Source organism: Streptomyces sp. NPDC127092 (genome assembly GCF_042722475.1).
In the GTDB taxonomy this organism is placed as follows: Bacteria; Actinomycetota; Actinomycetes; order Streptomycetales; family Streptomycetaceae; genus Streptomyces.
The window spans coordinates 15263-39465 of the sequence record NZ_JBHXFE010000059.1 but is presented as its reverse complement, the minus strand read 5'-3'; the positions used below and the strand labels follow the sequence as shown (position 1 = coordinate 39465).

Sequence of the window (24203 nt, the reverse complement as noted above, 5' to 3'; positions counted from 1 at the left end):
CGGATCAGTACAGCGGCGACTGGGGCATGTGGTGGTCCGGCCAGAAGGGGTCGTGTGGGGGCTGGGGCGGGTTGGCGCGGGCTTCCGCCGCGGCGTTCGCCAGGCGGCTCGGCCATTCCGCCGCCCACATCAGGGCGACCGTTCCGACGAGGGGCCAGAAGCCGTCGACGTGGAGCAGACCGGTGAGCCACACGACGAGCCAGAGCGCCAGCACGTTGAGCGACACGAGGACCAGCGACGCCACTCCGGGTACGGGAAGGGTCAGGGTGAACCGGAAGCGCAGGTCGAAGAGGGCGGCGACGACGGCGAGCGTCAGCCATCGCGGATCCGCCGCCTGCACGCCGTCCAGCCACACCTCCGCGAGCGCCAGGCCCGCCCCCGCCAGGAGCAGGCCGCTCAGGGAGCGCAGCGCCCCGCGGCGGCGGCGCTTCACCGGCACGGCGAGCACGAGCTGCAGCACCGTCTCCACGGCGGCGACCACGAGCCCGGCGGTGACGAGGGCCTTGAGCCCGCCGTCGAGCCGGACGTCCAGGCCCAGCGCGGCACCCAGCTCGGTCCCGGCCCACAGCCCCGCCGGCCCCACCACGAGCAGGACGACGGCCGCGAGCGCCATGCCGAGACCGACGTAGACGAAGTGTCTGCGCAGCGGCGCGAAGAACTCCCAGTCGGAGCCGCCCCAGTCGGGCTCCTCCGCCATGCGCCGCTGATTCTTCGTCACGGCCCGCCCGAGCAGTCGCGTCAGGGGCAGCGGGACGAGCATGACGGAGGCGATGAACACCGCGGCGAGAACGCCCACGGACCCCAGGCGCTCGCCCGCGGTGCCACCGATCCGTAACCGGCCCACGACCTCGGAGGCCACCCACACCCCGCCGGCCGCGCACACCAACCTTCCGATGATCCGCGCCGTTGTCTTCATGAAGCCAGAATCCCGCCGGGAACGCCACGACGGAACCCCCAGCGGCACGGAGTCGCCGTGACACCGCCTCCGCGCGAAGTGCCGGGCTACTGCGGGCGGTTGAAGCGGCGGGCCGCCCACAGGAGGGCGGCCGTGCCGACGGCCGCCAGGAGGCCGGCCTCGAGCAGCAGGGGAGGCTGCCGGCCGGCCCACTCGACGCCGCCGGTGGCGGCCTGGTCCGGTACGCGCAGGGCGATGCAGCGGCGCAGCAGGTCGACGGCGTGCGCGAGGGGGTTGGCGTCGGCGACGGCGCGGACCCAGCCGGGCAGCGTCGTCAGGGGGAAGAAGCCGCCGGATAGGAACAGCAGCGGCATCATCACCAGGCCGAGCAGCGTGTGGAAGGTCTCCGCCCGGCGCAGGCCGACGGCCAGGGCGAGGGCCAGCGCGGTGATGGTGAAGGAGGCCAGGACCATGCCGGCGAGGAGCAGGACCAGGAGCAGCGGGTCGTAGGGCAGGCCGACGTAGCCGGCCAGGGCGAGGAGTACGGCTCCCTGGCCGGTGGCGACCAGGGTGCCGCCGGCGCAGCTGCCGAGGAGCAGGGTGGCGCGGTGGACCGGGGCCATCAGGAGCTCTCGCAGGTAGCCGCTCTGCCGGTCGGTGATCAGCCGGACGCCCACCATGACGGCCGGGGTCTGCACGGTCATCATCAGCATGCCGGGGAAGAGGTAGCCCTGGTAGCCGACGCCCAGCCGGGAGCTGGGGATGAGCGCGGCCAGGCCGCCGCCGAGGACGAGCAGGTAGAGCACGGGATGGAGCAGCATCAGCGCGGTGTGGGTGCGCTGGCCCGCCAGACGCAGCAAATCGCGGTGGACCAGGGCCCCCACCGCCCGCAGTTCCCGCCGCAGACGGTCGGTCCCTCCGCCGTCGCGGACGCCCTTCGAGGCCCGGGCGGTCTCCGAGGCGCGCGAGGTCTCGGAGGCGTCGCCCGGTGGTGAGCCGCCGGTGCCGCCCGAGGCCTCCGGTGTGAGCGTGGTCATGGGCCGCCTCCGGTGTCCGCCGTGGCCGGGGACGCGGCGGAGCGGGCGTCGAGGCTGCGGCCGGTGTGGTGGAAGAAGACGTCGTCGAGCGTGGGCGGCGTGGCGGAGGCGGCGTGCACGGCGATGCCGTGGCCTTCCAGTGCCGCACACAGGCGGGGGATCCAGGCACTGCCGCCGCGCACCCGCAGCCAGACGCCGCCCGCGTCCACGGTGACGGCGCGGTCGGGCGCGACCCCGCGTACCACCTCTGCCGCAGCCGCGTCGTCACTCGTGCGCAGCGCCACCCGGTCGTCGCCGATCGCGGTCTTCAGCGCGGCGGGCGTGCCCAGGGCCGCGAGCCCGCCGCGGTCGATGATGGCGATGCGGTCGCAGTTCTCCGCCTCCTCCAGGTAGTGGGTGGTGACGAAGAGGGTGGTGCCGTGCCGGTCGCGCAGTGCGCGCAGGTGGTCCCAGACCTCGGCGCGGGCGTGGGGGTCGAGTCCGGTGGTCGGCTCGTCCAGGAACAGCACGCGGGGGGCGTGCAGGAGTTGGCGGGCGATCTCCAGCCGGCGCCGCATGCCGCCGGACAGGGTGCGTACGGGCGCGCGCCGCCGGTCGGTCAGCCGGGCCGTCGCCAGCACCTCGGCGGCGCGGGCGCGGGCGTCGCGGCGGCGCATCCCGTAGAGGCGCGCGTGGACGTGGAGGTTCTGTTCGACCGTCAGGTCGGTGTCCGTGGCGCTGTGCTGGAAGAGGATGCCGACCCGTCGCCGTACCTGGTGGGGCTGGGTGAGCACGTCGGCGCCGGCCACCGTGGCGTGACCGGACGTGGGGCGGGCGAGGGCGCACAGCAGGGCGATGGTGGTGGACTTCCCGGCGCCGTTCGGGCCGAGGAAGGCGAAGGTCTCGCCCTGGGAGACGTCCAGGTCGAGGCCGCGTACGGCGTGGGTGACGGTGCCCTGCGGGCCCGGGTAGCTCTTGACCAGGCCGCGCGTGCTGACGGCGGAGGCGGGGCCGGGCCGGTGGGGCGGGGCGGGCGGGCCGGCGGGCGCGGCTGTCGGGGCGGCGGCTCGGGCGGTTTCGCCGGCACCGGCGGATGGCTGCATGTGGTCCGTTCCTGTCTGGGTCCGTGCGTCATCCCGGCCGGCGGCTGTCCCGGGCAGCTGCCGGCCGGGCGACTGTCGGCCTAGGCGCAGCTGACGCCGATACAGACGGTGTTGAGGAGGGTCAGCAGTCCGACGCACTCGCACGTCGCGGCGAACGGCGCCCCGTCGGCGCCGACGGGTTCGGTCTCCGGCAGGGCGTGGAGCCGGGCCAGCAGTTCGAGGTCCTGGTTTTCCATGGTGACTCCCTTTTTTCCGTGTTCCTTTTCTTCGGGGACGGCGGCAGAACTTTCTGCCGCTCAGACCGGCTGCTGGACCATCCAGTGCCGGGGGCCGGCGTGGCGGACGCGCAGGAGGAAGGCGAGGATTCCGGCGGAACCGTCGCTCCAGCTGGTCGAGACGTCGCCGTACTCGTTGGGGAAGACCATGTGGCCGTTGCGGAGGGCGCCTTCGGAGAGGATGAGGCGGGCCAGGTCCTCGGCCATGGCGTGGTAGACGGGATCACCCGTGGCCTCGGCCATGTCGAGGAGGAAGTCGCCGTTTCCCGCGAGCCCGTGGCACTGGGTGAGCGGGGCGCGGGAGGCGCGTTCCGTGACCGCGTGCGCGCTGCGGCGGGCGAGCTCCCCGAACCTGTCGTCTCCGGTCGCCTGCCACAGGCGGACGAGGAAGGTGCCGATGCCCGCCGCGCCGTGGCACCAGTACGCGGCCGTGGGCAGGTCCGTGGCCTTGGCGGGCCACTGGGCCGCGTCACCCGTGCGCACGGCGTTGGCCGCCAGGAGCTCGCCGGCCGCGACGGCCAGGTCCAGGTGCTCCTGGCGGTGCGAGACGGCCGCGGCGGCGAGCAGGAAGCAGCCGATGCCGGCCGTTCCGTGGGCGAAGCCCAGGTAGCGCTTGCCCGCCTCTCCCGACGCGGTTTCCGCGGGAACCTCCCAGCCCGCTCCGGACGGCTCGCGCCGGACGGCGGCGGCCAGCCGGTCGGCCGCGTCGACGGCCAGTGCGGCGAAACGGGGGTCGCCGGTGCGGTGCCAGAGGTGGACGGCGGCGAGTCCGCTGCCCGCGGTGCCGTGGGTGATGTCGTGGCCGGGCGTGGACTGCTGCGGGGCCAGCGCCAGTTCCACCGCGTGGTCGGTGAGCCGGCGGTCGTCGACGGCGCGCCCGGCCTCGTACAGGGCCCACGCCGTTCCGCGACCGCCGAAGTGCAGGCCCGGGCGCGTGGAGCGGGTGTCGGTGCGGCGGGCGATCCAGTGGCCCGCGGTGGAGATCGCTCCGGGCAGGCGCGGGTCGCCGGTGAGTGCGTGGTACCGGGTCAGTACGGCGAGGACGCCGGCCGCGCCCTGCTGCACGGTGCAGGGGTCGGTCTCTCCGGCCGTGGTGGACACGGGCCACAGCCGGCGGTCGTCCCCCGGGGTCATGGAGTCGACGAGGTGGCCGACGATCGCGGCCACCGGGTCGTCGTCGTGACGACGGTCGGGCCCTGCTGGCGAGGCAGCGGCGGCGGCGTGGCGGTGGCCCGTCGGCGCCGGATCCCCCGTTCCGGGGGCCTCAGGAGTGCGGGCCTCGTCACGCGGCGATGCCTCACGTGCCGGGGGCTCGTCCGCCGTCAGGGCCTCGCCTGCCAGAAACCCGCCTGCCAGGGCCTCGCGTGCCGGCGCCTCGCCTGCCAGGGCCTCGCGTGCCTTCTGCGGGTCCCAGCGCTCGGCGGGCTCGTCCTTCATCAGTCCCAGGACCATGTCCACCAGGGCCTGCGGCAGCCCCAGCGGGCCGGTGCAGGCGGCCAGCCAGGAGGCGAGGCGCTGCTCCGGCGTCCTGGTGGCGGGCTCCTCGGGCAGCAGGTGGGGCACCTTGCCGGCCAGGACGAAGCAGAGGGTGGCCCCGAGGCTGTAGTAGTCGGCCGTCGGGCGGACCGGTGCGTCGGCCAGGCGTTCGGGAGCGCTGAAGCCGGGGGTGCCCACGCGGGTGGGCAGGGCGCGCTCGTCCTGCCAGACGGCGAGTTCCAGGTCGATGAGGCGGAGTTCGCCGTCCGGGCGGACCATGACGTTGGCGGGGGTGAAGTCCCGCAGGACGCAGCCGTGGGCGTGCGCCGCCGCGACCAGGTCCACCAGGCGGGCGGCCTGGGCCCGTGCGTCGGCGCGGTAGCGTTCGCCTCCCACGTCCCGGAAGCGCTCGGCGACCCAGGTGCGCAGGGTGACGCCCGGCACCTCCTCCTGGGCCAGGAACAGGTGCCCGCCGTGCTCGAACACCGCGAGCGGTTCCGGAGCGAGCCCCGTGCCCTTGAGCCGTTCCAGCGTGCGGGCCTCCGCCCGCAGCCAGTCGCGTACGTCGCTGCCGGAGGCGTCGGCCTCGACGTGCGGCCGCGTCTCCTTGATCACCACGGGTGCGCCGGTCCGGAGGTCGGTGCCACGGTAGACGCCGCCCTTGTTCGTGTGCCGGATCGCCTCCCGTACCGCGAAGCGGCCGCCGAGCACCACCGGCGCACTTGTCGCGTCCGCCGTGCGGGGCGGGGCGGGCACCGTGGCGGGGAACGGGCAGACCGCCCAGGAGGGCGGGGAGTACCGGCCGGTGCGCCTGTCCTCCACGGGATTGCCGTCGGGGTCCTCGATGTACCAGACCAGCAGGCCGTCCTCCGCGAGGCGTCGCCGGCCGACGAAGGCGCCGTAGCGGTAGTGCACGAGGCTGTTCCCGGCGTAGGGCTGGTCGGACAGGATCCGGGGGCCGGCGAGGCCCGCCGTGGCCTGGTGCAGGTCCTGCGCGAGCCGGGTGGCGGCGGCGTCGGAGCGCGGGTAGACGGTGAGGAACTTGCCCGAGCTTCCGCGGGGCGTGGCACGGGAGTTGAGCGCGCTCACCTGCTCCAGCGAGCGGGCGAACTTGAACGCCGACTGCTCCCGCAGGAGCACGTCGAGGGCCTTCGCGAGGACCGTGGGCGCCGAGGCGGCCGTCGCCGACAGGTGGAGCTTCCAGCCCTGCTCGCGCCGGGTCCCGGACCGGGGCGCGACACGGCACCACGTCTCGTCCGTCTCGGTCGTCCAGCGCGCGCCCGTGCCCGTGGCGCGCAGCGCCTGGTGCAGCAGGTCTTCAAGCCCGGCCTCGGTGGCGTGGCTCGTCATGGGTGCCCCTCTCAACGGTGAGAACCGCCGGCAGGAACGTGCCCGATGACATAAACCGACCAACGCGCACCCGGCCCCATTCACTTGAACCGGCGAGCGCACGGCGCTCTTCGCTTCCCGGGCCCCGCGCCGGGCGCACGGCAGACGGCTCCTGGCGCAGAAGAAGACGCCGGGCGCTCGCGGTGACCGGCGCGGCCCGGACCGGACCGGTCATCCCCTGGCTGGAAAGCGCACGCACGGCGGCGATCAGGTCACGGCGACTGCAGGGCCAGCCGGACGGCGAAGCCGATCAGCAGGAGGCCGGTGACCTGCTCGATCCGGGCGCGGACCCGCGGGCGGCGCAGCACTCTGCCGAGGCGGTCGACGGTGACGACGTACAGGCTGAACCACAGCAGGTACAGGACGGCGAACACCAGGGACAGGGCCATGGCCCTGGGGAACACCTGGCCGTCGGGCGGCAGGAACTGCGGCAGGAAGGTCACGAAGAACAGCGCGACCTTCGGGTTGAGCGCGTTGGAGAGGAAGCCGTACCGCACGTATCTGCCGCCGGCCCCGTCCTCCTCCGTCCCGTCGCCGCCGTCGGGCGTCCCGGACTGCTCGCGCAGCGTGCGGCGGGCTCCGCGCAGGGTCGCGATGCCCATCCAGACCAGGTAGACGGCGCCCACCACCTTCAGGACGGTGAACGCGGTCGCGGAGGCGAGGAGCACCGCGGAGATGCCGAGGACGGCGGCCCCGACGTGCACGACCAGACCGAGCACGCCGCCCACCATGGTGAGCAGGCCGGCCCGCCGGCCGCCGGCCAGGGCGCTGCGGGTGATCAGCGCCTGGTCGGGGCCGGGGATCATGATGAGGACCAGGGACGCGGCGGCGAAGGTCAGCACGGCGCTTTCCTCTCTCCCGCGCCCGCCGCCGTGAGGGCGCCGGAGAGTGCCCGCAGGACGGGGGCCGGCCGGTCCCGGAGGTAGAAGTGGCCGCCCGGGAAGCGGCGTACCGTCACCTCGGCGTCGGTCAGCTCGCGCCAGGCCTCCAGCTGTTCGGCGGTGACCCGGTCCTCCGTTCCTCCGAGCACGGTGACGGGGACGGACAGGGGTGCCTCGGGCCGGTGCGCGTAGGTCTCCAGGACCTGGTAGTCGGCGCGCAGGGCGCGGGCCGCGAGGGTCGCCAGGTCGTCGTCGGCCAGGACCTCGGGCGGGATGCCCCCGTGCAGCTCGGAGACGGCTTCGAGGAGCTCGCGGTCGCCCAGCAGGTGCAGCCGGGAGGCGGCGCGGGGCAGGTGCGGGGCGGGGTAGCCGGAGACGACGAGGTGGGCGGGCTGCGGCCGGCCGGCCGCCCGCAGCGCGCGGGTGAACTCGAACGCGACGAGCGAGCCGAAGCTGTGCCCGAAGAACACGAAGGGTTCCGCGGCCGGCCGTACGCCGTCGAGGAGCGCGGCGACCAGCGCCTCCATCGACGTGATCACGGGTTCGCCGGTCCGCGAGCCGCGTCCGGGCAGCTGCACGGCGTGCGGTTCGCCGGCCCTGAGGTCGCGGGCCCAGCGCAGGTACTCGGCGGCGGAGCCGCCCCCGTGGGCGAAGCAGTAGAGCTTGGGGGCGGCCGGCCGCGGCGCCCCGCCGATGATCCAGCGGGGCGGCGTGGAGGTGCTCACGGGTCGCTCACACTCCCGCGGGCTGTGGTGCCGTCAGGTGCCGGGCGAGGGCGTCCGCCGTGAAGTGGTCGAACACGTCCCTGGGCCGTACGGGCAGGGCGAACTCGTCGCTGAGACCGGCGCACATGACGAGCGTCGTGGCCGAGTCGACGCCGAGCTCGTCGAGCGGCGTGGCGGGGTCGATGTCCTGCGGCGGTACGTCGAGGATCTCGGCGAGGAAGCCGAGGACCCACGCCACGATCTCGTCGGCGGAGGGCCGGACTCCGGCGCGTGGTGGCGTGCCGCCGGTGCCCGTGTGCTGGGTCTGCTGGGTCTGCTGGGTCTCGTTCATCACTTCTCCCCGGGCATGAGCTCGGACGGTCCGAGGAGCTGCTCGAGGTAGCCGTCGAGCGCCTCCACCGTCGTGTACTGGAGGACCGTGCCGACCGGCACGGCGACGTCGAACGCGGTCTGCAGATGGGCGACGAGCCGCGCGGCGAGCAGCGAGTCGCCGCCCGCGTCCAGGAAGTCGTCGTCCAGGTCGACCCGGCTGAGGCCCAGGACCTCGCGCCAGATCTCGACGAGCTTGCGCTGCCGGTCGGTGCGCGGCGGCCTGGCCGGCTTGCCGCGGCTCGCTCCGCGTGCCCCCGCCTTGGCGAGTGCCGCGCGGTCCACCTTGCCGGTGGCGTTCAGGGGCAGCTCCTCCAGGGCGAGGATCTGCGCGGGCACCATGTGCCGGGGGAGGCGTGCCGCCGCGAACTCCCGCAGGGCGTCGGGCGCGAAGCGGCGGCGGGTGTCGGGCGCCTGGGCGACGATCACGTCGAAGCCGACGGAGGCGGGGCCGCCGGTGACGGTGAGAACCTGGCTGCGCGCGAAGCCGGCGGCGGCGAGTTCGGCGGCCCACTGCTCGCGGCCGAGCAGGCAGTGGCGGGTGCGCAGTTCGGTGTCCTCGAAGTTGTCGAAGCCCTGCTGGAGTCCCATGACGAGGTCGAACCACGGGTGGAAGGTGGTCTGCTCGACCATGAGCAGGATGCCGCCGGGCGCGGTCATGGAGCGCAGGTTGCGCAGGGTCGGGCCGATCCGCCGCATGTCGTGCAGCACGCTGGCCGCGACGAGGAGGTCCGCGGCCTGGTCGCCGAAGCCCTGGACGGCGGGCGGGAGGTCGAGGTCGAACAGGTCGAAGCGGAGCGCCGGGTGGTCGGCGAAGACGGTCCTGGCCCGGTCGGTGAAGTAGCGTGAGATGTCGGTGAAGAGGTATTCGGTGCGGTCCTCGGGGAGCAGGGGCAGCAGGTGCCGGGTGAGCGAGCCGTAGCCGGAGCCCACTTCCATGGCCTTGAGGGTGCGGTCGGCGGGCCACCGGGCGGCGAACTCGCGTACGGCGTCGGCGGCGGCCTCGTACGTGGGGCCGAAGAGCCGGTCGTAGACGCCGGGGGTGCGGTCGGAGGCGTACAGCTCGGCGGAGTGGACGCTCTGGGTGAGGACGTCGGCGAGGCCGTCGGCGAGGGTGAGCATCCAGTCGGTGACGTCCTCGTCGATGCCGAGGACGTCCTTGAGGACGTCGCGCGCACGGCCCTTGAGCTCGTCCGGCAGGGCCTTGGGCAGCGGGCGGGCGACGGTCGTCCCGTCGGGTCCCGCCGCGAGGTGCCCGGTCGCCTCCAGGCGGGCGACGGCGCGGGCCAGCCACCGTTCGTAGCGGGGCGCGACGCCCGCGCCGCGCAGCGCGGCCGGGTCGAAGACGGCGCCCGGCTCGTGCGGGAGGCCGAAGGAGCGGAAGGCGGCGGCGGTGGCGAGGGTGTACACCTCGTCGAGGACGTCCCAGGCGGCGCGCAGCCGCTCGGGGGCGGGGCCGGCGCCGGGGCGGCCGGCCGTCGTGCCGAGGGCCTGCCAGAGCTCCGCGCTGGTCCCGGGTTCGGCGTGCTCGGTCACGAACAGCGTCTCGTCGCGGGTCGAGGGGACGACGTAGCCGTGGAGGCGGGCGGCGCCGGCGCCGTCGGCGGACTTGACGACGACCGCGGCTTCCACGCCGGGGTGCTGGGAGAGGGTGGCCTCGATCTCGCCGAGCTCGACGCGGTGGCCGTTGATCTTGACCTGGCCGTCGCGGCGGCCGAGGAACTCGATGGTCCCGTCGGTGCGGTAGCGGCCGAAGTCGCCGGTGCGGTAGAGGCGTTCGCCGGTGCGCGGGTGGGTGACGAAGGCGGCGGCGGTGCGCTCCTCGTCGGCCCAGTAGCCGCGGGCGAGTCCGGTGCCGCCGATGTACAGCTGGCCGGCGGTCCACACCGGGCAGGGCTCCATGCGCTCGTCGAGCACGTGGAAGGTCTGGTTGCGCAGCGGCACGCCGTACGGCACGCTCTTCGCGCCCTGCGGGACCTCGTCGACGGGGTGGTGGATCGACCAGATGGAGGCCTCGGTCGCGCCGCCGAGGCTGATGATCTCGGCGTCCGGCCACAGGTCGTGGATGCGGCGGGGCAGGTCGACGGGTATCCAGTCGCCGCTGAGCAGGACGAGGCGCAGCCGCTCGGGGACCTCGCCGCCGGCTTCGAGGTGCTCGACGAGCATCTGCATCTGGGCCGGTACGGAGTTCCACACGGTGACGCCGTGCTGGGCCATGAGCTTGGCCCAGTGGGCCGGTTCCGAGCGCATGTCGGGGTCCGGCAGGACGAGCCCGGCGCCCACGGCGAGGGTGCCGAAGAGGTCGTACACGGAGAGGTCGAAGCCGAGGTCGGCGAGGCCGAACACGCGGTCGTCGGGGCCGACGCGGAAGCGCTCGTTGATGTCGGCGACGGTGTTGAGCACGGCGCCGTGCTCGATCATGACGCCCTTGGGCGTGCCGGTGGAGCCCGAGGTGTAGAGGACGTACGCCAGGTCGCCGGGGCGGGCGGGACCGGCCGGCAGGCGGCCTGCGGGCGCCTCCGGGGCGGCGGGGCCGTCGACGAGGAGGCGCGGGATCCCGTCGGGCCACTCCAGGGCGGCGTCGAGGGCGCGGTCGGTGACGATCGCGGGGGCCCGGCCGTCGGCGAGGATCCGGGAGCGGCGCTGCGCGGGGAGGGCGGCGCCGACGGGCAGGTACGCGGCGCCGGCCATCATCACGCCGTACGCCGCGGCCACCTGCTCGGGGCCCTTGTCGAGGGTGATGCCGACGAGCCGGTCGCGCGGCTCGCCGTCCGTGGCGGCTGCCACCTGGAGCCGTACGGCCTCGGCGCGGGCGGCGAGTTCGCCGTAGCTCACCTCGCGGCCGGCGGTCAGCACGGCGGGCCGCTCCGGGTGCGCGGCGGCCCGGTCGAGGAAGGGCTCGTGCAGCAGGCCGTCGGGGCGCGGGCCCTCGGTCGCGTTGGCCTGCGCGCGGGCGGTCAGCTGGTGCCCGGGCAGGTCGACGGTCAGTTCCTCGTCCCAGGGGCTGTCCTCGTGGGCGAGGCGGGCGACGGTCGCGCAGTAGGTGGCGAACATGTCGTCGAGGAGGCCTTCGGGGAAGAGCTCCTCCACGCAGTCCCAGGTGAGGTCGAGGGAGCCGGTGAAGTCGACGACCTGGTGGTCGAGCCAGACCTGCGGGGTCTGGCTGACCCGGTAGGAGATGTCGCCGAAGTAGGCCATGGCGTCGCTGACGTCGGCGGCGGTGCCGAGGCCGCTGGTGAAGACGACGGGCATCGTCTCGAAGCCGCTCTGCAGGCCGAGCCGGCGGCGTTCGCGCAGCGTCTGCAGGGCGCTGACCTGGCGGTGGCGCAGGTCCTTCTGGAGCTGGGTCTGGGTGGCCTCGGCGCGTGCGGTCAGCGAGCGGCCGGTCGAGGCGTCCACTTCCAGGAGGCAGATGGAGGTGAAGTCGCCGACCATGCGCCGCAGATGGGGGTGGACGACGCGCTTGCCGGCCTCGTTGCGGTCGAGGAGCAGCGGCAGCCGGTTGAAGAGGGTGAGGTTGAGGGTGAAGCGCCGGGTGCCGCTCCAGACGGCGAGCACCTCGGAGAAGACCGCGGCGAGGACGGCGGTCGGTGTGAGGCCGCGGGCCTCGCAGCGCTCCTGCAGCCGCTTCCAGTCGGCTTCGGGCAGGTGGTACTCGCGGTGGGTGAAGCGGGGCTTGTGGACGGAGACGGGCGACTTGGCGAGCGGCAGGTCGGGCGGCGGGGCGAGCGTGGTGGCGCGGGAGGTCCAGTAGTCGAGGGCCTTCCGGTGCCGGGGTGCCTGGGAGCCCTGCTCCAGGGCGAGCGCGTAGTCGCGGAAGGTCACGTCGACCGGAGGCAGTCGCAGCTCGGCGTCCTGGCAGAGCGCGCTCCACTCGCTGAACAGCAGCGTGAGGCTGGCCAGGTCGACCATGAGGAGGTCGAGGCTGACGTGCAGCCGGTCGTGGTCGGGCAGCCGGGAGAGGCGGATGTCGAACAGGGGCCAGTCGGCGGCGGTGTAGACGTGGTGGGACATCTCGTCGCGTATGCCGGTCAGCACGCGCTCCGCCTCTTCCGGCGGCGCCGACCGGAGGTCGGTACATCGGACCTCGAACGTCGGCACGGAGGCGAGGACGCGCTGCTGTCCGTCCTCGTCCACGACCGCGCGCAGCATGTCGTGCCGCTCGATCAGGGTCCGCCAGCCGCGGGAGAGCACGTCGGGGTCGAGGCGTCGTCCTTCGAGTTCGAAGTAGGCGTGTGGCGCCACGTTGCCGAGCACGAAATTGGACCCTCGACCGACCCAGTAGGCGTACTGGATCTCCGTCAGCGGAAACTTCTCGAACCTGTCGTCGCTCCGGGGTGTCCGGCTCGTACGACCGTTGTCCGTCATCGTTTTCCCTCTTCGTCTGTTTCGGCTTCCACCGGATCACGGAGGAAGTCGTGCGGCCCGCTACCATTTGTTGAAGACGCGAGAGTTGAAGGAGTAAGGATTCGGCTCCGACGAAGGCCCGCCCGCCCGGCGCGGAACCGCCGGGGGCATGCCGAAGGCGCCGCCCTCGGCGGCGCACCCTTCCCGATCGCCGACCTCCTCGCAAGCCCCCGTGACGCCCTTTCGGACAGCCCGTACGAATGGGCCCGCCAATTAGAACCACCGCGAACCCGGGGGTCCACGGTGAGGACCCTCACGTTTCACCACGACGGCCGGAAACACTCCCTCGGACCGGCCCCGAGAAGACCTCCGCGCAGGGACTTCTCCTCCGGTAAGGGAATTCTCGGAGTATGACGGATGACGCGAATTCGCCGGGCGATGGCGAAGACCTGACAGAGAAACTGACCGAAAAGGACTGAACCCCCGGGGGCGCTGTTCGATCGGCGTCCGCCGGGGGCTCCCGGTTCGTCGGCGGCGGGCGCGCCGGACCGATTATTCGCCCGCCCGGCGCAAGCTCCGGCGCGCCCGTGGCCGCCCGGGGAGGACGGGGCGGCAGGGTCTCCAGGGCGGCCCCGCGGGCGGCGGGGCGCGGGAAGCGGCGGGATCGTCAGGGAGAAGACGGATGTTCCTTCGCAGGCACAGGAACCGCTGGAACGCCCGCGCGAAGGCGGCGGTCGTCCGCGGCTTCGACGCGGCCGACGGGCGCCTTCCGCTCGCGGAACTCGCCCGTGGCGCCCTGCGGAAGGCGTTCCCCGACCACTGGGCGTTCCTGCTCGGCGAGATCGCCCTGTACGCGTTCGTCGTGCTCCTGCTGACCGGGGTCTACCTCACGCTGTTCTTCGACCCGAGCATGGTGGAGACCGTGTACGCCGGCCCGTACGCCCCGCTGCAGGGGCAGCGGATGACGCAGGCGTACACGACGACGCTGCGCCTCAGCTTCGAGGTACGCGGCGGCCTGCTGATCCGGCAGGTGCACCACTGGGCGGCGCTGGTGTTCGTGGCCGCCATCGCCGTGCACATGCTGCGGGTCTTCTTCACGGGGGCGTTCCGCAAGCCCCGCGAGGCCAACTGGGTCGTGGGGGTGACGCTGTTCGTGCTGGCGATGCTGGAGGGCTTCGCCGGCTACTCGCTGCCGGACGACCTGCTGTCCGGGACCGGACTGCGCACGGCGGCCACGATCGTCGGCTCCGTCCCGGTGCTCGGCACGTACCTGGAAATGGCCCTGTTCGGAGGGCAGTTCCCGGGCCAGGTGGTCATTCCCCGGCTGTACGTGCTGCACGTGCTGCTCGTCCCGGCGCTCCTCGTCGCGCTCGTCACCCTGCACCTGCTGCTCGTGTTCTACCTGAAGCACACGCACTGGGCCGTGCCCGGGCGGACCAACCGCAACGCGGTGGGGCAGCCGATGGTCCCGCACTTCGTCACCAAGTCCTCGGGACTGTTCCTGCTGGTGTTCGGCACGCTGACGGTGACGGGCGGCATCGCGCAGGTCAACCCGGTGTGGAACTACGGCCCGTACCGGCCCGACCAGGTGTCGGCCGGCTCCCAGCCGGACTGGTACGTCGGCTTCCTGGAAGGCGCGATGCGGCTGATGCCCGCCTGGGACACGGTGGTGGCGGGCCACACGATCATGTGGAACGTCTTCGTGCCCACCCTGGTCCTTCCCGGCGTGCTGTTCACCGCGTTGCTCTGCTATCCCTTCCTCGAGAAGTGGGCGACGGGCGACCACGCCGAGCACCACCTGTGCGACCGGCCGCGCAACCGCCCGGCCCGGACCGCCCTCGGAGTGGCCGGGATCGTCTTCTACGCCGTGCTGCTGCTCGCCGGCGGCAACGACGTCATCGCCTTCACCTTCCGGGTCTCGGTCGAGACGATCACCTGGCTGCTGCGCGTCGCGCTGGTGCTCGGGCCGGTCCTGGCCTTCGCCGTCACCAAGCGGATCTGCCTCGCGCTCCAGGCGGCGGACCGCCGCCGGCTGACCCGCGGCGAGGAGACCCGTCAGGTGGAGCAGGCGGTGTACGGCGAGCTGTCCGGCCGCCACCGGCCCGTCCCGGCCGACGTCCGCTACCGGCTGCTGGTACGGGAGTCCCCGGAACCCCTGGCGCTCCCCGAGGACGGGCCGGTGCCCCGCCGGCTGCGGCTGCGGGCCGCCCTGAGCCGCTTCCTGCTCGCCGACCGGGTCGTGCTGCCCGCGCGGGCGGAGGAACGCGCCGCGGTCGCGGAGCGCACGGCGCCGCCCACCCGGCCGCTGGTGCCGGAGGGCTCCGGAGAGGGGGCGGCGGTGCCGGCGGCGGCGGAGGGCGGCGGCGGCGAGGACGTGACGCCTTGACGGGACCGCCCCGCCGGCGGCCCCCGTCTACCGGCCCTCGTCCTCGCCCGCGTACTGGAAGACCAGGCCGCCGACGCCCGCGGCGAGGGTGCCGAGACCGATGAGGGCCAGCCACAGGCCGTAGACGACACCGAGCGCGAGGACGGCCGCCCCGGTGGCGATGAGCACCGGCCAGCCGCTGTGCGGCGGGAACAGGTCGAGCGGGCCGGTCCGGTCCTGCACCTCGCCGTCCCCGCGGTCCTCGGGCCGCGGCCCGTTGACGCGGTGGTGACGGGCGAAGAAGAAGCAGACCAGCAGGGCCATCAGGAAGGCCACGGTCAGCGCGGCGATGCCCGCGGGTTCCCGCGCCCAGACCCCGTACAGGACGTCCACGGCGAGGAAGAAGCCCGCCGTGACGGCGAACACGAACGCCTCGGCCCTCATCCGTTCTCCCCTTCCTCCACTGCCTTCCGCACCCGGTCCCGCGCGTCTCCCGTCCACGTCCCGGGGCCGGGAGACTGCGGATGGTGCAGGTCGGAGGCGGGCGAGTCGGACCGTACGCGGGGCAGGGCGAGGAAGTTGTGCCGGGGCGGCGGGCACGAGGTCGCCCACTCCAGCGAACGGCCGTACCCCCACGGGTCGTCCACGCCCGCCTCGCGTCCCCGCGTCCGGGTGCGCACCACGTTGTACAGGAACGGGAGGGTCGACAGGCCGAGCAGGAAGGAGCCGACGGTCGAGACGGTGTTGAGGAGCGTGAACCCGTCGGCCGCGAGATAGTCGGCGTAGCGCCTCGGCATGCCCTCCTCCCCCAGCCAGTGCTGCACCAGGAACGTCGTCTGGAATCCCGTGAAGAGGGTCCAGAAGTGGATCCGGCCCAGGCGTTCGTCGAGCATCCGTCCCGTCCACTTGGGCCACCAGAAGTAGAAACCCGCGAACATCGCGAAGACGACGGTCCCGAACAGCACGTAGTGCAGGTGCGCCACGATGAAGTACGAGTCGGTGAGGTGCAGGTCGAGCGGGGGCGAGGCGATCAGCACACCGCTGAGCCCGCCGAGCAGGAACGTGACGAGGAAGCCGATCGCGAACAGCATCGGGCTCTCGAAGGAGAGGCTGCCGTGCCACATGGTGCCGATCCAGTTGAAGAACTTGACGCCCGTCGGCACGGCGATGAGGAACGACATCAGCGAGAAGAACGGCAGCAGCACGGCCCCGGTCGCGAACATGTGGTGCGCCCACACGACGGCGGAGAGCATGGTGATCCCGATCGTCGCCCCGACCATGCCGACGTACCCGAAGAGCGGTTTCCTGCTGAACACCGGGATGACCTCGGAGATCACGCCGAAGAACGGCAGCGCGACGATGTAGACCTCCGGGTGTCCGAAGAACCAGAACAGGTGCTGCCAGAGCAGGGCGCCGCCGGAGGCCGCGTCGAAGACGTGGGCGCCGAACTTCCGGTCGGCCTCCAGGGCGAGCAGCACCGCGGTGAGCACGGGGAAGGCGAGCAGGGCGAGGACGGAGGTGAGCAGCACGTTCCAGGTGAAGATCGGCATCCGGAACATCGTCATGCCCGGGGCCCGCAGGCACACGATCGTGGTGATGAAGTTGACCGAGGTGAGGGTGGTCGCGACGCCCGAGAGGACCAGACCCATGGTCCACAGGTCACCGCCCGCTCCGGGCGAGAACACCGGCCCGTTGAGCGGGGCGTAGGCGAACCAGCCGAAGGACGCGGCTCCGCCGGGGACGACGAAGCCGGACACGACCATCGTCCCGCCGAGGGCGAAGAGCCAGTAGGTCAGGGCGTTCAGGCGGGGGAAGGCCACGTCGGGCGCGCCGATCTGGAGCGGCATGACGGCGTTGGCGAAGCCGGCGAACATGGGGGTGGCGAAGAGCAGCATCATCACGGTGCCGTGCACGGTGAAGAGCTGGTTGTACTGCTCGGCGCTGACCAGGGACAGTCCCGGCCGCATGAGTTCGGCGCGCATCACCATGGCCAGCAGCCCGGCGAGCAGGAAGAACGCGAACGACGTGACCATGTACAGATAGCCGACGACCTTGTGGTCCGTGGTCGTCAGCAGCCCCAGGAACCTGACTCCGGACCGGATCCGCCGGTCCACGGCCGTGTCCGCGACCGTCGGCGCGGGCGCCGTGTCCCGGCTCTCCGGCAGCGCGCTGTCCCGCCGCATCGTGCACCCCAGTGTCTCGTCGGCCAAGGCCGAGGCCCGTGCCGCGATCCTGCCGCCGTACGGGGCGACGGGGAGGCCGCCGGGCGGCGACGCGCACGGAATTCACCGGTTCGTCGCCGAGGACCTGCCGGGGCGGGACGCCCGGGACCGGCGGGACGCCTCGGGCCTCGCGGGGGGGGTGCCGGGGCGCCAGGCCCCAGAACCCGCGGGACCCCCGGGCCTCGCGGGAAGGGCAGCGCTCTCCCCCGGGCAGGGTGAAGGCGGGCTCCCGGTCGGGGAGTCCGCCTTCGGTGAGGGCTTCGTGGGTAACGGCTCAGGGGCCCGTCACCTGGGGGTTCGGAGTCGGTAGGGGTGGAGGGTCAGGGTTCGTCGGGCGGGCGGCCGCCGGGGATTCCGCCGTCCGGTGCGACGCCCTTCTCCGCCTGCCCGGGCCGGCTTCCCCGGTCCCCGCCGCGGTCCCGGGGAGCCGCGTGCCGCCCGGTCCGCTGCTCAGCCGTCTCCTTGCGCTCGTCCTCACGGTGGGCCTGCCGCTCCTTGAGCTCGGCGAGGTCACGTGGCGTGGCCGAGGTCCTGCCTCCGCCCGGCTGCGTACCGCTCCGTGATCCGTTCATGGCCGCCTCCTGATGTCGTACGGGTCCGCCGGTCAGCGGTCTGCCGCCTCCTCCGGCCCGCTGCGCGGCCAGCGCAGGAGCGCGCCGATGCCGCCTGCCGGGATGTCGGCCGAGCTGTCGCCCGGCACCATGACGGCCTCGCCGCCGGTCGCCGCCGCGCTCAGCACCAGGGCGTCGTCCGCGCGGGCGGCGTGCGGGCTGCCGGCGCCCAGCGACTCGGCCTCGGAACGCCGTACCGCCACCTGGTCCGGCGCGTCGCCGACCCAGACCTCGCGGCCGGAATCGGCGCCCTCGGGGCTGATCAGCAGCGTGTCGACCCGGTGCTGCCGGACGGCGTCGACCACCGCCGGGATGCCCTCGACCGCCGTACGGTCCCGGTCGCCGTCGGCGCGGCCCGCGCGGAAGCGGTCGAGAACCTCCTCGGTGCCCTGCGCCGCCATCTCCATCCGGGCCGCCTCGACGTCGGCCATCAGGAGATCGGTGTCGGCTCCGGCCGCCCTGCCGCCGTGCTCGCTGATCCTGGTCATCTCCCTCAGGTCCGCCGGCAGCCTTTCGCGTACGGCGTGGCACTCGCGCGCGCCTCCGGCCAGCATCATCATCGCGGCGCCGTGGGCGCGGCAGAGCGCGGCGAGCTCGTCGGCGATCAGGGCGGCGTTCTCCTCCCAGGTGTTCTCGACGGCGGCGTCGAAGTGCGTGGCCGACCAGTCGCCCGAGGACGCCTTGTGCAGGGGCCAGTCACGGCCTTCGACCGAGCCCGCCTCCTCCGCCGTGGCCGCTCCATGGACGCGGTAGTCCGCGCCACCGCGGTCGACGCGCGCCACGAGGCATACGGGCGCCTGTCCGACGGGTTCGAGCAGCGGCGTGACGTGGGGCAGGTCCGCCCAGAGCGCCTCGGTCACGCTCGGCGGCCGGTCGAGACCGCGGGTGAGCGCGACCCGCCCCTCCGCGGCGAAGAGCGCCAGTCCGCGCTGTCCGGTGTCGGGCCGCACCCGGTCCAGCGCCTCGCGCACCGCTCGGGTGGTCTCCTTGTCCGCGCCCTGTTCCTCCAGGGAGCGGCACAACTCACTCCAGGTGAGTTCCCGGCGCTGTGCCGACGCTTCGTCGGGCGGTCCGGTGGTCGCGTACACGGAGGCCCAGGGTCCCTTGTGGGTCACGGGCTCCAGGAAGTCGAGCTTCACCCTCATCACCTCGCACGCCGGTGTGGTGTGTCGGTCGGTCGCGATGCCCCTGTCAGTCGCCGCGGCCGTCGATCCCGGTGTCCCGGTGGACCGCCGCCTCCTCGGCGGCGATCTCGTCGTCGGGACCGGTGTCGCGGGCGGTGACGCCGCCGGGGACCGGCGGGTCGGGTACGACGAGGCGTCCGGCCGGCGTGGCGCCGGACTCCTCGTCGAGCGGCTCGCCCTCGCCGCCGGGAAGGTCTCCGACGTCGTCGCCCTCCGCGGGCGTCACGTCGGGGCGCTCCTCCGCCAGGCGGTCGTCGAGGCTGGTGCCTTCGCGTTGGTCGTCGGTCGTCGGGCCGCGGCGGGTGAGCACGCTCGGCCGGTCGGGCGGCGAGAATCCCGGTTCTTCGGGGCTTTCGCCCGGCTCCAGGTCCAGCATGTTCTCCGGGTCGAGCGGGTCGCTCGGCCGGTTGGCGGCGTCCGAGCCGGTCGGCTGGTAGACGTCGTCGCCGCGTGCGTCCGTGTCTGTCGCGTCCGTGTCCGTCGGGTCCGTGGCGGGCTCCTCGGGCGCCGTCACTTCCCCTCGCCTTCCTCCTTGTCGTACGGCGGCGGGTCCACCGGAGGCTCGGGGTCGTGCCATTCCTCGGCACGCGTCGGATGCCCGGACCTGACCTGGCCCTCGACTTCCTTCTTGCGTTCGTCGTCCAGTCGGGGACCGGACTTGCTGCTGCCGCGCTGAGGCGTGGTCATGGCTCTCCTCCTCCTGCGCACGCTGTTGCTCGGTATCGGCGTACCTCGCTGCGCGACTACCCGCTGGGGACGAATGAAACCGGCCCGGCGGGGCAGTCGTCGGACCGCACGGCCGTGCCGGCGTGCCGGAACCCCTGAGCAGGAGGTGACGGTCATGACCGTCCCGAGCAACCCCGATCCCGACCCCCGTTCCACGACGGGCCTGGAGCCCGGCGGGGGCGTGCCTCCGGGCGAGACGCCTCCGGCGGAGACGGGCACGAGCACCGGCGTCGGCCCGCACCGGCGTCCGACCCGCGGCTGGGCCGCCGGTCCGCTGGTCATCGTGCTCATCGTCGTCTTCGTGGTCGCCCTCTTCTTCGCGGTGTACGGAATCGTCCTGGCCACCCGCTGACCCCGGCGAGGTGTGCCGTACGGGCGGGTGCCGGCTCCCGGCACCCGCCCGTACGTCGCTCCGCGCGCGTACGCCGCTCCGCGCCCGTACGCCGCTCTGCGCTCTCCCGGTCAGCTCTGACCGGTGATGTTGACCATCCACGTGATGCCGAACTTGTCCGTGCACATGCCGAACACGTCGCCCCACATCTGCTTCTCCAGGGGGACGGAGACGTCTCCGCCGGAGGACAGTTTCTCCCAGTAGCCGCGCAGCTCTTCCGCGTCGTCGCCGCTCAGGCTGACCGCGTAGTTGTTCCCGGGCCGGTGCTCCATGCCGGGCGGCAGGTCGGCCCCCATCAGCGTGAATCCGCGGTCGGTCTCCAGCATGCCGTGCATGATCTTGTCCTCGTAGCCGGGCGGCGTCTGCGAGCCGAACTCGCCGTAGCCGCTGAGGCTCAGCGTGCCGCCGAGGACGCTCTTGTAGAACTCCATGGCCTGCCGCGCATCGCCGGAGAAGCTGATGTACGGGTTGAGTCGAGATGCCAAGGGTCGCTCCCTTCGGGTGACGAACGATGTCAGGCGGCCAGCTTATGGCGCTATGGGGTGATTTGAGCGTTGTGGTGGTCCTGGTGGCTCGTCCGGTCGCGGCGGATGTCTGTTCCGGCGGCCGCCGGGTAGTCGTCGGGCGAGAACCGCGGAAGCGGAGAGGCGGAGAGGATCATGGGCAGGCAGGCCGAGAACCGGGCGACCGACGGTGGTGCCCGCCGTCGACGCAGGCTCAGCGACGAGGAGTTCGTCCTCCTGATGCGGGAGGCCCGCGCGGAGGCGCGGCGCTTCTCGGTCGGCCGCCCGCCCGGGGAGGAGACCGACTTCGCGCTCCGTACGCAGCACGCCGAGTTCGGCGCCGCCGCCCACTGAGCGGGCCGCGACACGCTGCCCGGCCCCACCGACGAGGGGCTGTTTCCCTCGTGGACACGCGGGCAGTCGCGAGGCGAAAGCGCCCGTCACAGTCAAGCCCGTCACGGTCAAGGGGGCCGGGTCATGTCCACAGGAACCGTTCTGGCCATCGTCATTCCGATCGCGGTCGTGATCGTCCTGATCGTCCTGGCCTTCGTGCTCGACCGCCGCAGACGGAACCGGCTGCGGGAGCGTTACGGCTCCGAGTACGACCGCACGGTCGACGAGGCGGGCGGCCGGCGGGCGGCCGAGTACGACCTCGGCGCACGCGAGGAGCGGCACGACTCGCTCGACATCCGCCCGCTCGACGAGGACCTGAGGAAACGCTATCTGCGCGAGTGGCGCGGCGTGCAGGAGCAGTTCGTCGACCACCCCGAGTCGGCGGTCCACGACGCGGACCGGCTGGTGACGGCCGTCATGCGCGAGCGCGGCTATCCCACCGAGGACTTCGAGCAACAGGTCCGTGACCTGTCCGTCGAACACGGCCGCACCCTGGAGCACTACCGCGCGGCACACGACGTCGAACACCTCAGCTCACGGCACCAGGCCACCACCGAGCAGCTGCGCGGGGCGATGATCCACTACCGGGTCCTCTTCGACGAACTGCTCGCCGACGGAAACCAGTCCGGCTCCGGCCGGGCCTGAGAGTCAGGACTTCGGCATGCGCGACAACGACCCTTCCGGACGGGCCGACACCGGCCTGTCGACCGAGGACATCGCCCGGGGCCCGGTCGGGAAAGAGCGTGAGCCCGGGAGCACGACCGAACCCGGGTCCGAAGCCGGACCCGAGACCGGACCCGAGACCGGGGTCGGACCCGGGACCGGGACGGAACGCGAGGGCGGCTGGGGCCGTGAGACCGACTCCGGTGCGCCTCCGACGTACCCCGGCGAGAGCATCGCCACGAGCGGCGGCGAGTACGCCGGCACCGGCGCGGACACGGCGACCGATGCGGACACCGTGACCGGCGCCCGTACCGCCACGGACGGCGACGAGACCGGCGCCGCCAGGGCGGACCGTGCGGCGGAGGAGACGCCGCGGCTGATGGAGTCCGCGGACGAGGAGGATTTCCGGACCCGCTGGCACGACATCCAGAGCATGTTCGTGGACGATCCCCGCGAGGCGGTGCACGCGGCCGACACCCTCGTCGCCGACGTGATGCAGAAACTCGCCGCCACCTTCGCCGACCACCGGCGGACGCTCGAAGGGCAGTGGAAGCAGGGCGAGGACGTCGACACCGAGGACCTCCGCACGGCCCTGCGGCAGTACCGCTCCTTCTTCAGGCGGCTGCTCAGCCACGGCGCGGACCATGGGAGCGAGGAAGCGTGATGACGACGAACACGAGACGCCCCGTGGCGGGAACGGCGCCCGTACGGACGGCAGCACTGCTGATCGGCGCCGCGTTCCTGGTGGTCGGGATCCTGGGCTTCATCCCGGGCGTGACCACCGACTACGACGCGATGACCTTCGCCGGACACGACTCGGGCGCCGAACTGTTCGGCGTCTTCCAGGTCTCCGTCCTGCACAACATCGTGCACCTGCTCTTCGGTGTCGCGGGCATCGCCATGTCCCGGACCGCGCCCACGGCCCGTTCGTTCCTCGTCGGCGGCGGTCTGATCTATCTGGCCCTGTGGCTGTACGGCCTGCTGATCGACCTCGCCGACGACGCCAACTTCGTTCCCGTCAACGAACCCGACAACTGGCTCCACTTCGGCCTGGGCCTCGCGATGCTCCTCCTGGGTCTGCTGCTCGCCAGGCCGCGCCGGGCCCGCTGACGCCCGCGCCTCCCCCAGGCGGGATCCGGGGGCGCGACGGGGCCGCCGCGTCAGCCGTGGACCCGCGAGGTGACGCTGAAGAGGCCGGTCATCGTCCCCAGCGGGGCGCTGACGTCCTCCCAGAACCCGTTGATCCACGGAAGGGCGAGCACGAGGAGGAACAGCCCTACGGCCAGCGGGATGAACTCTGGTCGGCCCATGTCTCCAGCACACCCGGGATCCGGAGCGCCCGCCCCCAGGGATCGGCCGAACGAGGGTTTCGCCGGTGTGTCGCGCGGGCCGCGCGACGCGCGCGGGCAGGGTGGGAGCATGTCGGTGAATCCGCGAGCGGTCGGTGCGCTGCTCGGCACGGCGGCGCTGCTGTGCGTACTGGGCGGGTGTGGCGCCTCGCCGGCGCACGAGCGAGGGGCCTCCGAAGCGGGGCGGCGGTTCGCCGCGGCACTGGCCGCCGGGGACTACCGCACCGGTTGTGAGCTGCTCGCGCCCGAGACCCGCGACCAGGTCGAGGAGGACGCGGAGGGCCCGTGCGGCCCCGCCCTGCGCGAGCTGGAGCTGCCGCGGGCGGGTGCGACGCGGGGCGTCGACGTGTACGGCCGCGACGCCATGCTCCGCATGACGGGCGACACGCTGTTCCTGTCGCTGTTCCACGGCGGCTGGCGGGTGACCGCGGCCGGCTGCGAACCGCAGGCGGAGGACGAGCCCTACCACTGCTCGCTCAAGGGAGGATGACGCGATGAGGGCCGTGTTCATCGGCTGTGTCCTGACGATCCTGGGCGGCCTCGCCTACTTCACCGCGATCGGGGCGATGCACAGGTGACCGGGCGGACGTCCGGGCCGGGAGGCGAGGACCGGACCGGGTTCTGGCGGTCCAACAGCCTGACCCTCGCCTTCGGGGCGGCCTTCTTCGTCGTCCTCGCCGCGCAGGCCGTCGCGGGCCGCGCCGAGTTCAACGAGCAGCTGACCCTGGACGGACTCCAGCAGGTCGGGCTCGGCGAGTACCTGATGTCCTCGGACTTCGCCGCCGACGTCACCGAGAACTGGCAGTCCGAGTTCCTGCAGTTCTTCCTGTACGTGTTCGGGACGGTCTATCTGGTCCAGCGCGGCTCGCCGGAGTCGAAGCCGCTGGACCGCGCGGGGACCGAGAGCGACCGCCAGCAGCGGATGGGCGACCACGCGGAGCCGGTCTCGCCCCGCTGGGCGGGGACGAAGGACTGGCGCCAGGGGCTGTACTCCCGCTCGCTGGGCCTGGTCATGGCGGTGTTCTTCCTGCTGTCCTGGCTGGCCCAGTCCGTGGCCGGCGTCGCCGCGTACAACGGCGAGCGGCTGCGGCGGCTCCAGGCCCCGATCGACTGGGGCGCGTACCTCGGATCCTCCGACTTCTGGAACCGCTCGCTGCAGAACTGGCAGTCCGAGCTGCTCGCCGTGGCCGCGATGGCCATCCTGTCCGTCTACCTGCGTCAGCGCGGCTCCCCCGAGTCCAAGCCGGTCGGCGCCCCGCACTCCGCCACCGGCGTCGAGGGCTGACCCCGGCCGTCGCCGGGCGGCCGTTTACGGCCGGG

The 24203-nt window shown here is 73.2% G+C and carries 25 protein-coding genes; 8 read left to right on the top strand and 17 right to left on the bottom strand.

From position 1 onward, the window contains the following. Positions 1–4 precede the first annotated feature (4 nt). From ACFWJO_RS33995 to ACFWJO_RS33955, 9 genes are all read right to left on the bottom strand, one after another. Positions 5–916: a hypothetical protein gene (locus ACFWJO_RS33995; protein WP_386871512.1), complete on the bottom strand. Its 912-nt coding sequence runs from the start codon at positions 914–916 to the stop codon at positions 5–7. 86 nt (positions 917–1002) lie between these two features. Next, positions 1003–1932, bottom strand: coding sequence for an ABC transporter permease (locus ACFWJO_RS33990; RefSeq protein ID WP_386871510.1), 930 nt, complete (start codon positions 1930–1932; stop codon positions 1003–1005). Further along, positions 1929–3014 (bottom strand): ATP-binding cassette domain-containing protein, encoded by a 1086-nt coding sequence (locus ACFWJO_RS33985; protein ID WP_386871508.1) that lies wholly within the window; start codon positions 3012–3014, stop codon positions 1929–1931. The genes ACFWJO_RS33990 and ACFWJO_RS33985 overlap by 4 nt, the downstream gene beginning before the upstream one ends. Before the next feature lie 80 nt (positions 3015–3094). Then, positions 3095–3250: a VenA family class IV lanthipeptide gene (locus ACFWJO_RS33980; protein WP_384408242.1), complete on the bottom strand. Its 156-nt coding sequence runs from the start codon at positions 3248–3250 to the stop codon at positions 3095–3097. Between the two features lie 60 nt (positions 3251–3310). After that, entirely contained in the window at positions 3311–6115 is a 2805-nt protein-coding gene (lanL, locus tag ACFWJO_RS33975) for a class IV lanthionine synthetase LanL (protein WP_386871506.1), read from the bottom strand. Between the two features lie 251 nt (positions 6116–6366). Continuing rightward, entirely contained in the window at positions 6367–6996 is a 630-nt protein-coding gene (locus ACFWJO_RS33970; RefSeq protein ID WP_386871504.1) for a LysE family translocator, read from the bottom strand. Then, positions 6990–7760: a thioesterase II family protein gene (locus ACFWJO_RS33965; protein WP_386871502.1), complete on the bottom strand. Its 771-nt coding sequence runs from the start codon at positions 7758–7760 to the stop codon at positions 6990–6992. The genes ACFWJO_RS33970 and ACFWJO_RS33965 overlap by 7 nt, the downstream gene beginning before the upstream one ends. Before the next feature lie 7 nt (positions 7761–7767). Next, the gene (locus ACFWJO_RS33960) at positions 7768–8091 is read right to left on the bottom strand and encodes an acyl carrier protein (protein ID WP_386871500.1); all 324 of its coding nucleotides are present in this window, start codon (positions 8089–8091) and stop codon (positions 7768–7770) included. Then, positions 8091–12497, bottom strand: coding sequence for an amino acid adenylation domain-containing protein (locus ACFWJO_RS33955; protein WP_386871498.1), 4407 nt, complete (start codon positions 12495–12497; stop codon positions 8091–8093). The genes ACFWJO_RS33960 and ACFWJO_RS33955 overlap by 1 nt, the downstream gene beginning before the upstream one ends. A gap of 661 nt (positions 12498–13158) precedes the next feature. Between ACFWJO_RS33955 and ACFWJO_RS33950 the strand changes: the two genes are divergently transcribed. Further along, on the top strand, positions 13159–14862 hold the full coding sequence (locus ACFWJO_RS33950; RefSeq protein ID WP_386871496.1) for a cytochrome bc complex cytochrome b subunit: 1704 nt from the start codon (positions 13159–13161) through the stop codon (positions 14860–14862). Between the two features lie 27 nt (positions 14863–14889). Here the strand turns inward: ACFWJO_RS33950 and ACFWJO_RS33945 are convergent, their stop codons facing one another. The 6 genes from ACFWJO_RS33945 to ACFWJO_RS33920 form a co-directional block, all read right to left on the bottom strand. Next, positions 14890–15285, bottom strand: a complete 396-nt coding sequence (locus tag ACFWJO_RS33945) for a cytochrome c oxidase subunit 4 (RefSeq protein WP_386871495.1) — start codon at positions 15283–15285, stop codon at positions 14890–14892. After that, the gene (ctaD, locus tag ACFWJO_RS33940) at positions 15282–17024 is read right to left on the bottom strand and encodes a cytochrome c oxidase subunit I (protein WP_386871493.1); all 1743 of its coding nucleotides are present in this window, start codon (positions 17022–17024) and stop codon (positions 15282–15284) included. The genes ACFWJO_RS33945 and ctaD overlap by 4 nt, the downstream gene beginning before the upstream one ends. Positions 17025–17383: 359 nt before the next feature. Then, positions 17384–17635: a hypothetical protein gene (locus ACFWJO_RS33935; RefSeq protein ID WP_386871491.1), complete on the bottom strand. Its 252-nt coding sequence runs from the start codon at positions 17633–17635 to the stop codon at positions 17384–17386. Between the two features lie 32 nt (positions 17636–17667). After that, complete coding sequence (locus ACFWJO_RS33930; protein WP_386871489.1) at positions 17668–18813, bottom strand: Vms1/Ankzf1 family peptidyl-tRNA hydrolase; 1146 nt, start codon at positions 18811–18813, stop codon at positions 17668–17670. A gap of 52 nt (positions 18814–18865) precedes the next feature. Next, the gene (locus tag ACFWJO_RS33925) at positions 18866–19372 is read right to left on the bottom strand and encodes a DUF5709 domain-containing protein (RefSeq protein ID WP_386871488.1); all 507 of its coding nucleotides are present in this window, start codon (positions 19370–19372) and stop codon (positions 18866–18868) included. Next, on the bottom strand, positions 19369–19545 hold the full coding sequence (locus ACFWJO_RS33920) for a hypothetical protein (protein ID WP_386871486.1): 177 nt from the start codon (positions 19543–19545) through the stop codon (positions 19369–19371). Before ACFWJO_RS33920 ends, ACFWJO_RS33925 begins: the two co-directional genes overlap by 4 nt. Before the next feature lie 154 nt (positions 19546–19699). On the opposite strand from ACFWJO_RS33920, the gene ACFWJO_RS33915 reads away from it, so the two are divergent. After that, positions 19700–19936 carry a DUF6480 family protein gene (locus tag ACFWJO_RS33915; RefSeq protein ID WP_386871484.1) on the top strand — a complete coding sequence of 79 codons (237 nt, stop codon included), beginning with the start codon at positions 19700–19702 and terminating at the stop codon, positions 19934–19936. 110 nt (positions 19937–20046) lie between these two features. Here ACFWJO_RS33915 and ACFWJO_RS33910 read toward each other — a convergent pair whose 3' ends face one another. Further along, positions 20047–20460 carry a VOC family protein gene (locus ACFWJO_RS33910; protein ID WP_386871482.1) on the bottom strand — a complete coding sequence of 138 codons (414 nt, stop codon included), beginning with the start codon at positions 20458–20460 and terminating at the stop codon, positions 20047–20049. A gap of 174 nt (positions 20461–20634) precedes the next feature. Here ACFWJO_RS33910 and ACFWJO_RS33905 point away from each other — a divergent pair, with 174 nt between their 5' ends. From ACFWJO_RS33905 to ACFWJO_RS33890, 4 genes are all read left to right on the top strand, one after another. Continuing rightward, complete coding sequence (locus ACFWJO_RS33905) at positions 20635–20832, top strand: hypothetical protein (protein WP_386871480.1); 198 nt, start codon at positions 20635–20637, stop codon at positions 20830–20832. A 123-nt stretch (positions 20833–20955) separates the two neighbouring features. Beyond that, positions 20956–21516, top strand: a complete 561-nt coding sequence (locus tag ACFWJO_RS33900) for a hypothetical protein (protein WP_386871478.1) — start codon at positions 20956–20958, stop codon at positions 21514–21516. A gap of 16 nt (positions 21517–21532) precedes the next feature. After that, on the top strand, positions 21533–22198 hold the full coding sequence (locus ACFWJO_RS33895; protein WP_386871476.1) for a hypothetical protein: 666 nt from the start codon (positions 21533–21535) through the stop codon (positions 22196–22198). After that, the gene (locus ACFWJO_RS33890; protein WP_386871474.1) at positions 22198–22644 is read left to right on the top strand and encodes a DUF4383 domain-containing protein; all 447 of its coding nucleotides are present in this window, start codon (positions 22198–22200) and stop codon (positions 22642–22644) included. The genes ACFWJO_RS33895 and ACFWJO_RS33890 overlap by 1 nt, the downstream gene beginning before the upstream one ends. Before the next feature lie 50 nt (positions 22645–22694). On the opposite strand, the gene ACFWJO_RS33885 is transcribed toward ACFWJO_RS33890, so the two are convergent. Next, the gene (locus ACFWJO_RS33885; RefSeq protein ID WP_386871472.1) at positions 22695–22844 is read right to left on the bottom strand and encodes a hypothetical protein; all 150 of its coding nucleotides are present in this window, start codon (positions 22842–22844) and stop codon (positions 22695–22697) included. A gap of 109 nt (positions 22845–22953) precedes the next feature. Between ACFWJO_RS33885 and ACFWJO_RS33880 the strand changes: the two genes are divergently transcribed. Next, complete coding sequence (locus ACFWJO_RS33880; protein WP_386871470.1) at positions 22954–23373, top strand: hypothetical protein; 420 nt, start codon at positions 22954–22956, stop codon at positions 23371–23373. Between the two features lie 84 nt (positions 23374–23457). Then, positions 23458–24168 carry a DUF6766 family protein gene (locus tag ACFWJO_RS33875; RefSeq protein WP_386871469.1) on the top strand — a complete coding sequence of 237 codons (711 nt, stop codon included), beginning with the start codon at positions 23458–23460 and terminating at the stop codon, positions 24166–24168. Positions 24169–24203 lie beyond the last annotated feature (35 nt).

Excerpts from the sequence above, each read along its gene's own strand:
- ACFWJO_RS33995 (WP_386871512.1), bottom strand. The coding sequence starts at position 916 with ATGAAGACAACGGCGCGGATCATCGGAAGGTTGGTGTGCGCGGCCGGC.
- ACFWJO_RS33990 (WP_386871510.1), bottom strand. The coding sequence starts at position 1,932 with ATGACCACGCTCACACCGGAGGCCTCGGGCGGCACCGGCGGCTCACCA.
- ACFWJO_RS33985 (WP_386871508.1), bottom strand. The coding sequence starts at position 3,014 with ATGCAGCCATCCGCCGGTGCCGGCGAAACCGCCCGAGCCGCCGCCCCG.
- ACFWJO_RS33980 (WP_384408242.1), bottom strand. The coding sequence starts at position 3,250 with ATGGAAAACCAGGACCTCGAACTGCTGGCCCGGCTCCACGCCCTGCCG.
- lanL (WP_386871506.1), bottom strand. The coding sequence starts at position 6,115 with ATGACGAGCCACGCCACCGAGGCCGGGCTTGAAGACCTGCTGCACCAG.
- ACFWJO_RS33960 (WP_386871500.1), bottom strand. The coding sequence starts at position 8,091 with ATGAACGAGACCCAGCAGACCCAGCAGACCCAGCACACGGGCACCGGC.
- ACFWJO_RS33955 (WP_386871498.1), bottom strand. The coding sequence starts at position 12,497 with ATGACGGACAACGGTCGTACGAGCCGGACACCCCGGAGCGACGACAGG.
- ACFWJO_RS33950 (WP_386871496.1), top strand. The coding sequence starts at position 13,159 with ATGTTCCTTCGCAGGCACAGGAACCGCTGGAACGCCCGCGCGAAGGCG.
- ACFWJO_RS33945 (WP_386871495.1), bottom strand. The coding sequence starts at position 15,285 with ATGAGGGCCGAGGCGTTCGTGTTCGCCGTCACGGCGGGCTTCTTCCTC.
- ctaD (WP_386871493.1), bottom strand. The coding sequence starts at position 17,024 with ATGCGGCGGGACAGCGCGCTGCCGGAGAGCCGGGACACGGCGCCCGCG.
- ACFWJO_RS33935 (WP_386871491.1), bottom strand. The coding sequence starts at position 17,635 with ATGAACGGATCACGGAGCGGTACGCAGCCGGGCGGAGGCAGGACCTCG.
- ACFWJO_RS33920 (WP_386871486.1), bottom strand. The coding sequence starts at position 19,545 with ATGACCACGCCTCAGCGCGGCAGCAGCAAGTCCGGTCCCCGACTGGAC.
- ACFWJO_RS33915 (WP_386871484.1), top strand. The coding sequence starts at position 19,700 with ATGACCGTCCCGAGCAACCCCGATCCCGACCCCCGTTCCACGACGGGC.
- ACFWJO_RS33905 (WP_386871480.1), top strand. The coding sequence starts at position 20,635 with ATGGGCAGGCAGGCCGAGAACCGGGCGACCGACGGTGGTGCCCGCCGT.
- ACFWJO_RS33900 (WP_386871478.1), top strand. The coding sequence starts at position 20,956 with ATGTCCACAGGAACCGTTCTGGCCATCGTCATTCCGATCGCGGTCGTG.
- ACFWJO_RS33895 (WP_386871476.1), top strand. The coding sequence starts at position 21,533 with ATGCGCGACAACGACCCTTCCGGACGGGCCGACACCGGCCTGTCGACC.
- ACFWJO_RS33890 (WP_386871474.1), top strand. The coding sequence starts at position 22,198 with ATGACGACGAACACGAGACGCCCCGTGGCGGGAACGGCGCCCGTACGG.
- ACFWJO_RS33885 (WP_386871472.1), bottom strand. The coding sequence starts at position 22,844 with ATGGGCCGACCAGAGTTCATCCCGCTGGCCGTAGGGCTGTTCCTCCTC.
- ACFWJO_RS33880 (WP_386871470.1), top strand. The coding sequence starts at position 22,954 with ATGTCGGTGAATCCGCGAGCGGTCGGTGCGCTGCTCGGCACGGCGGCG.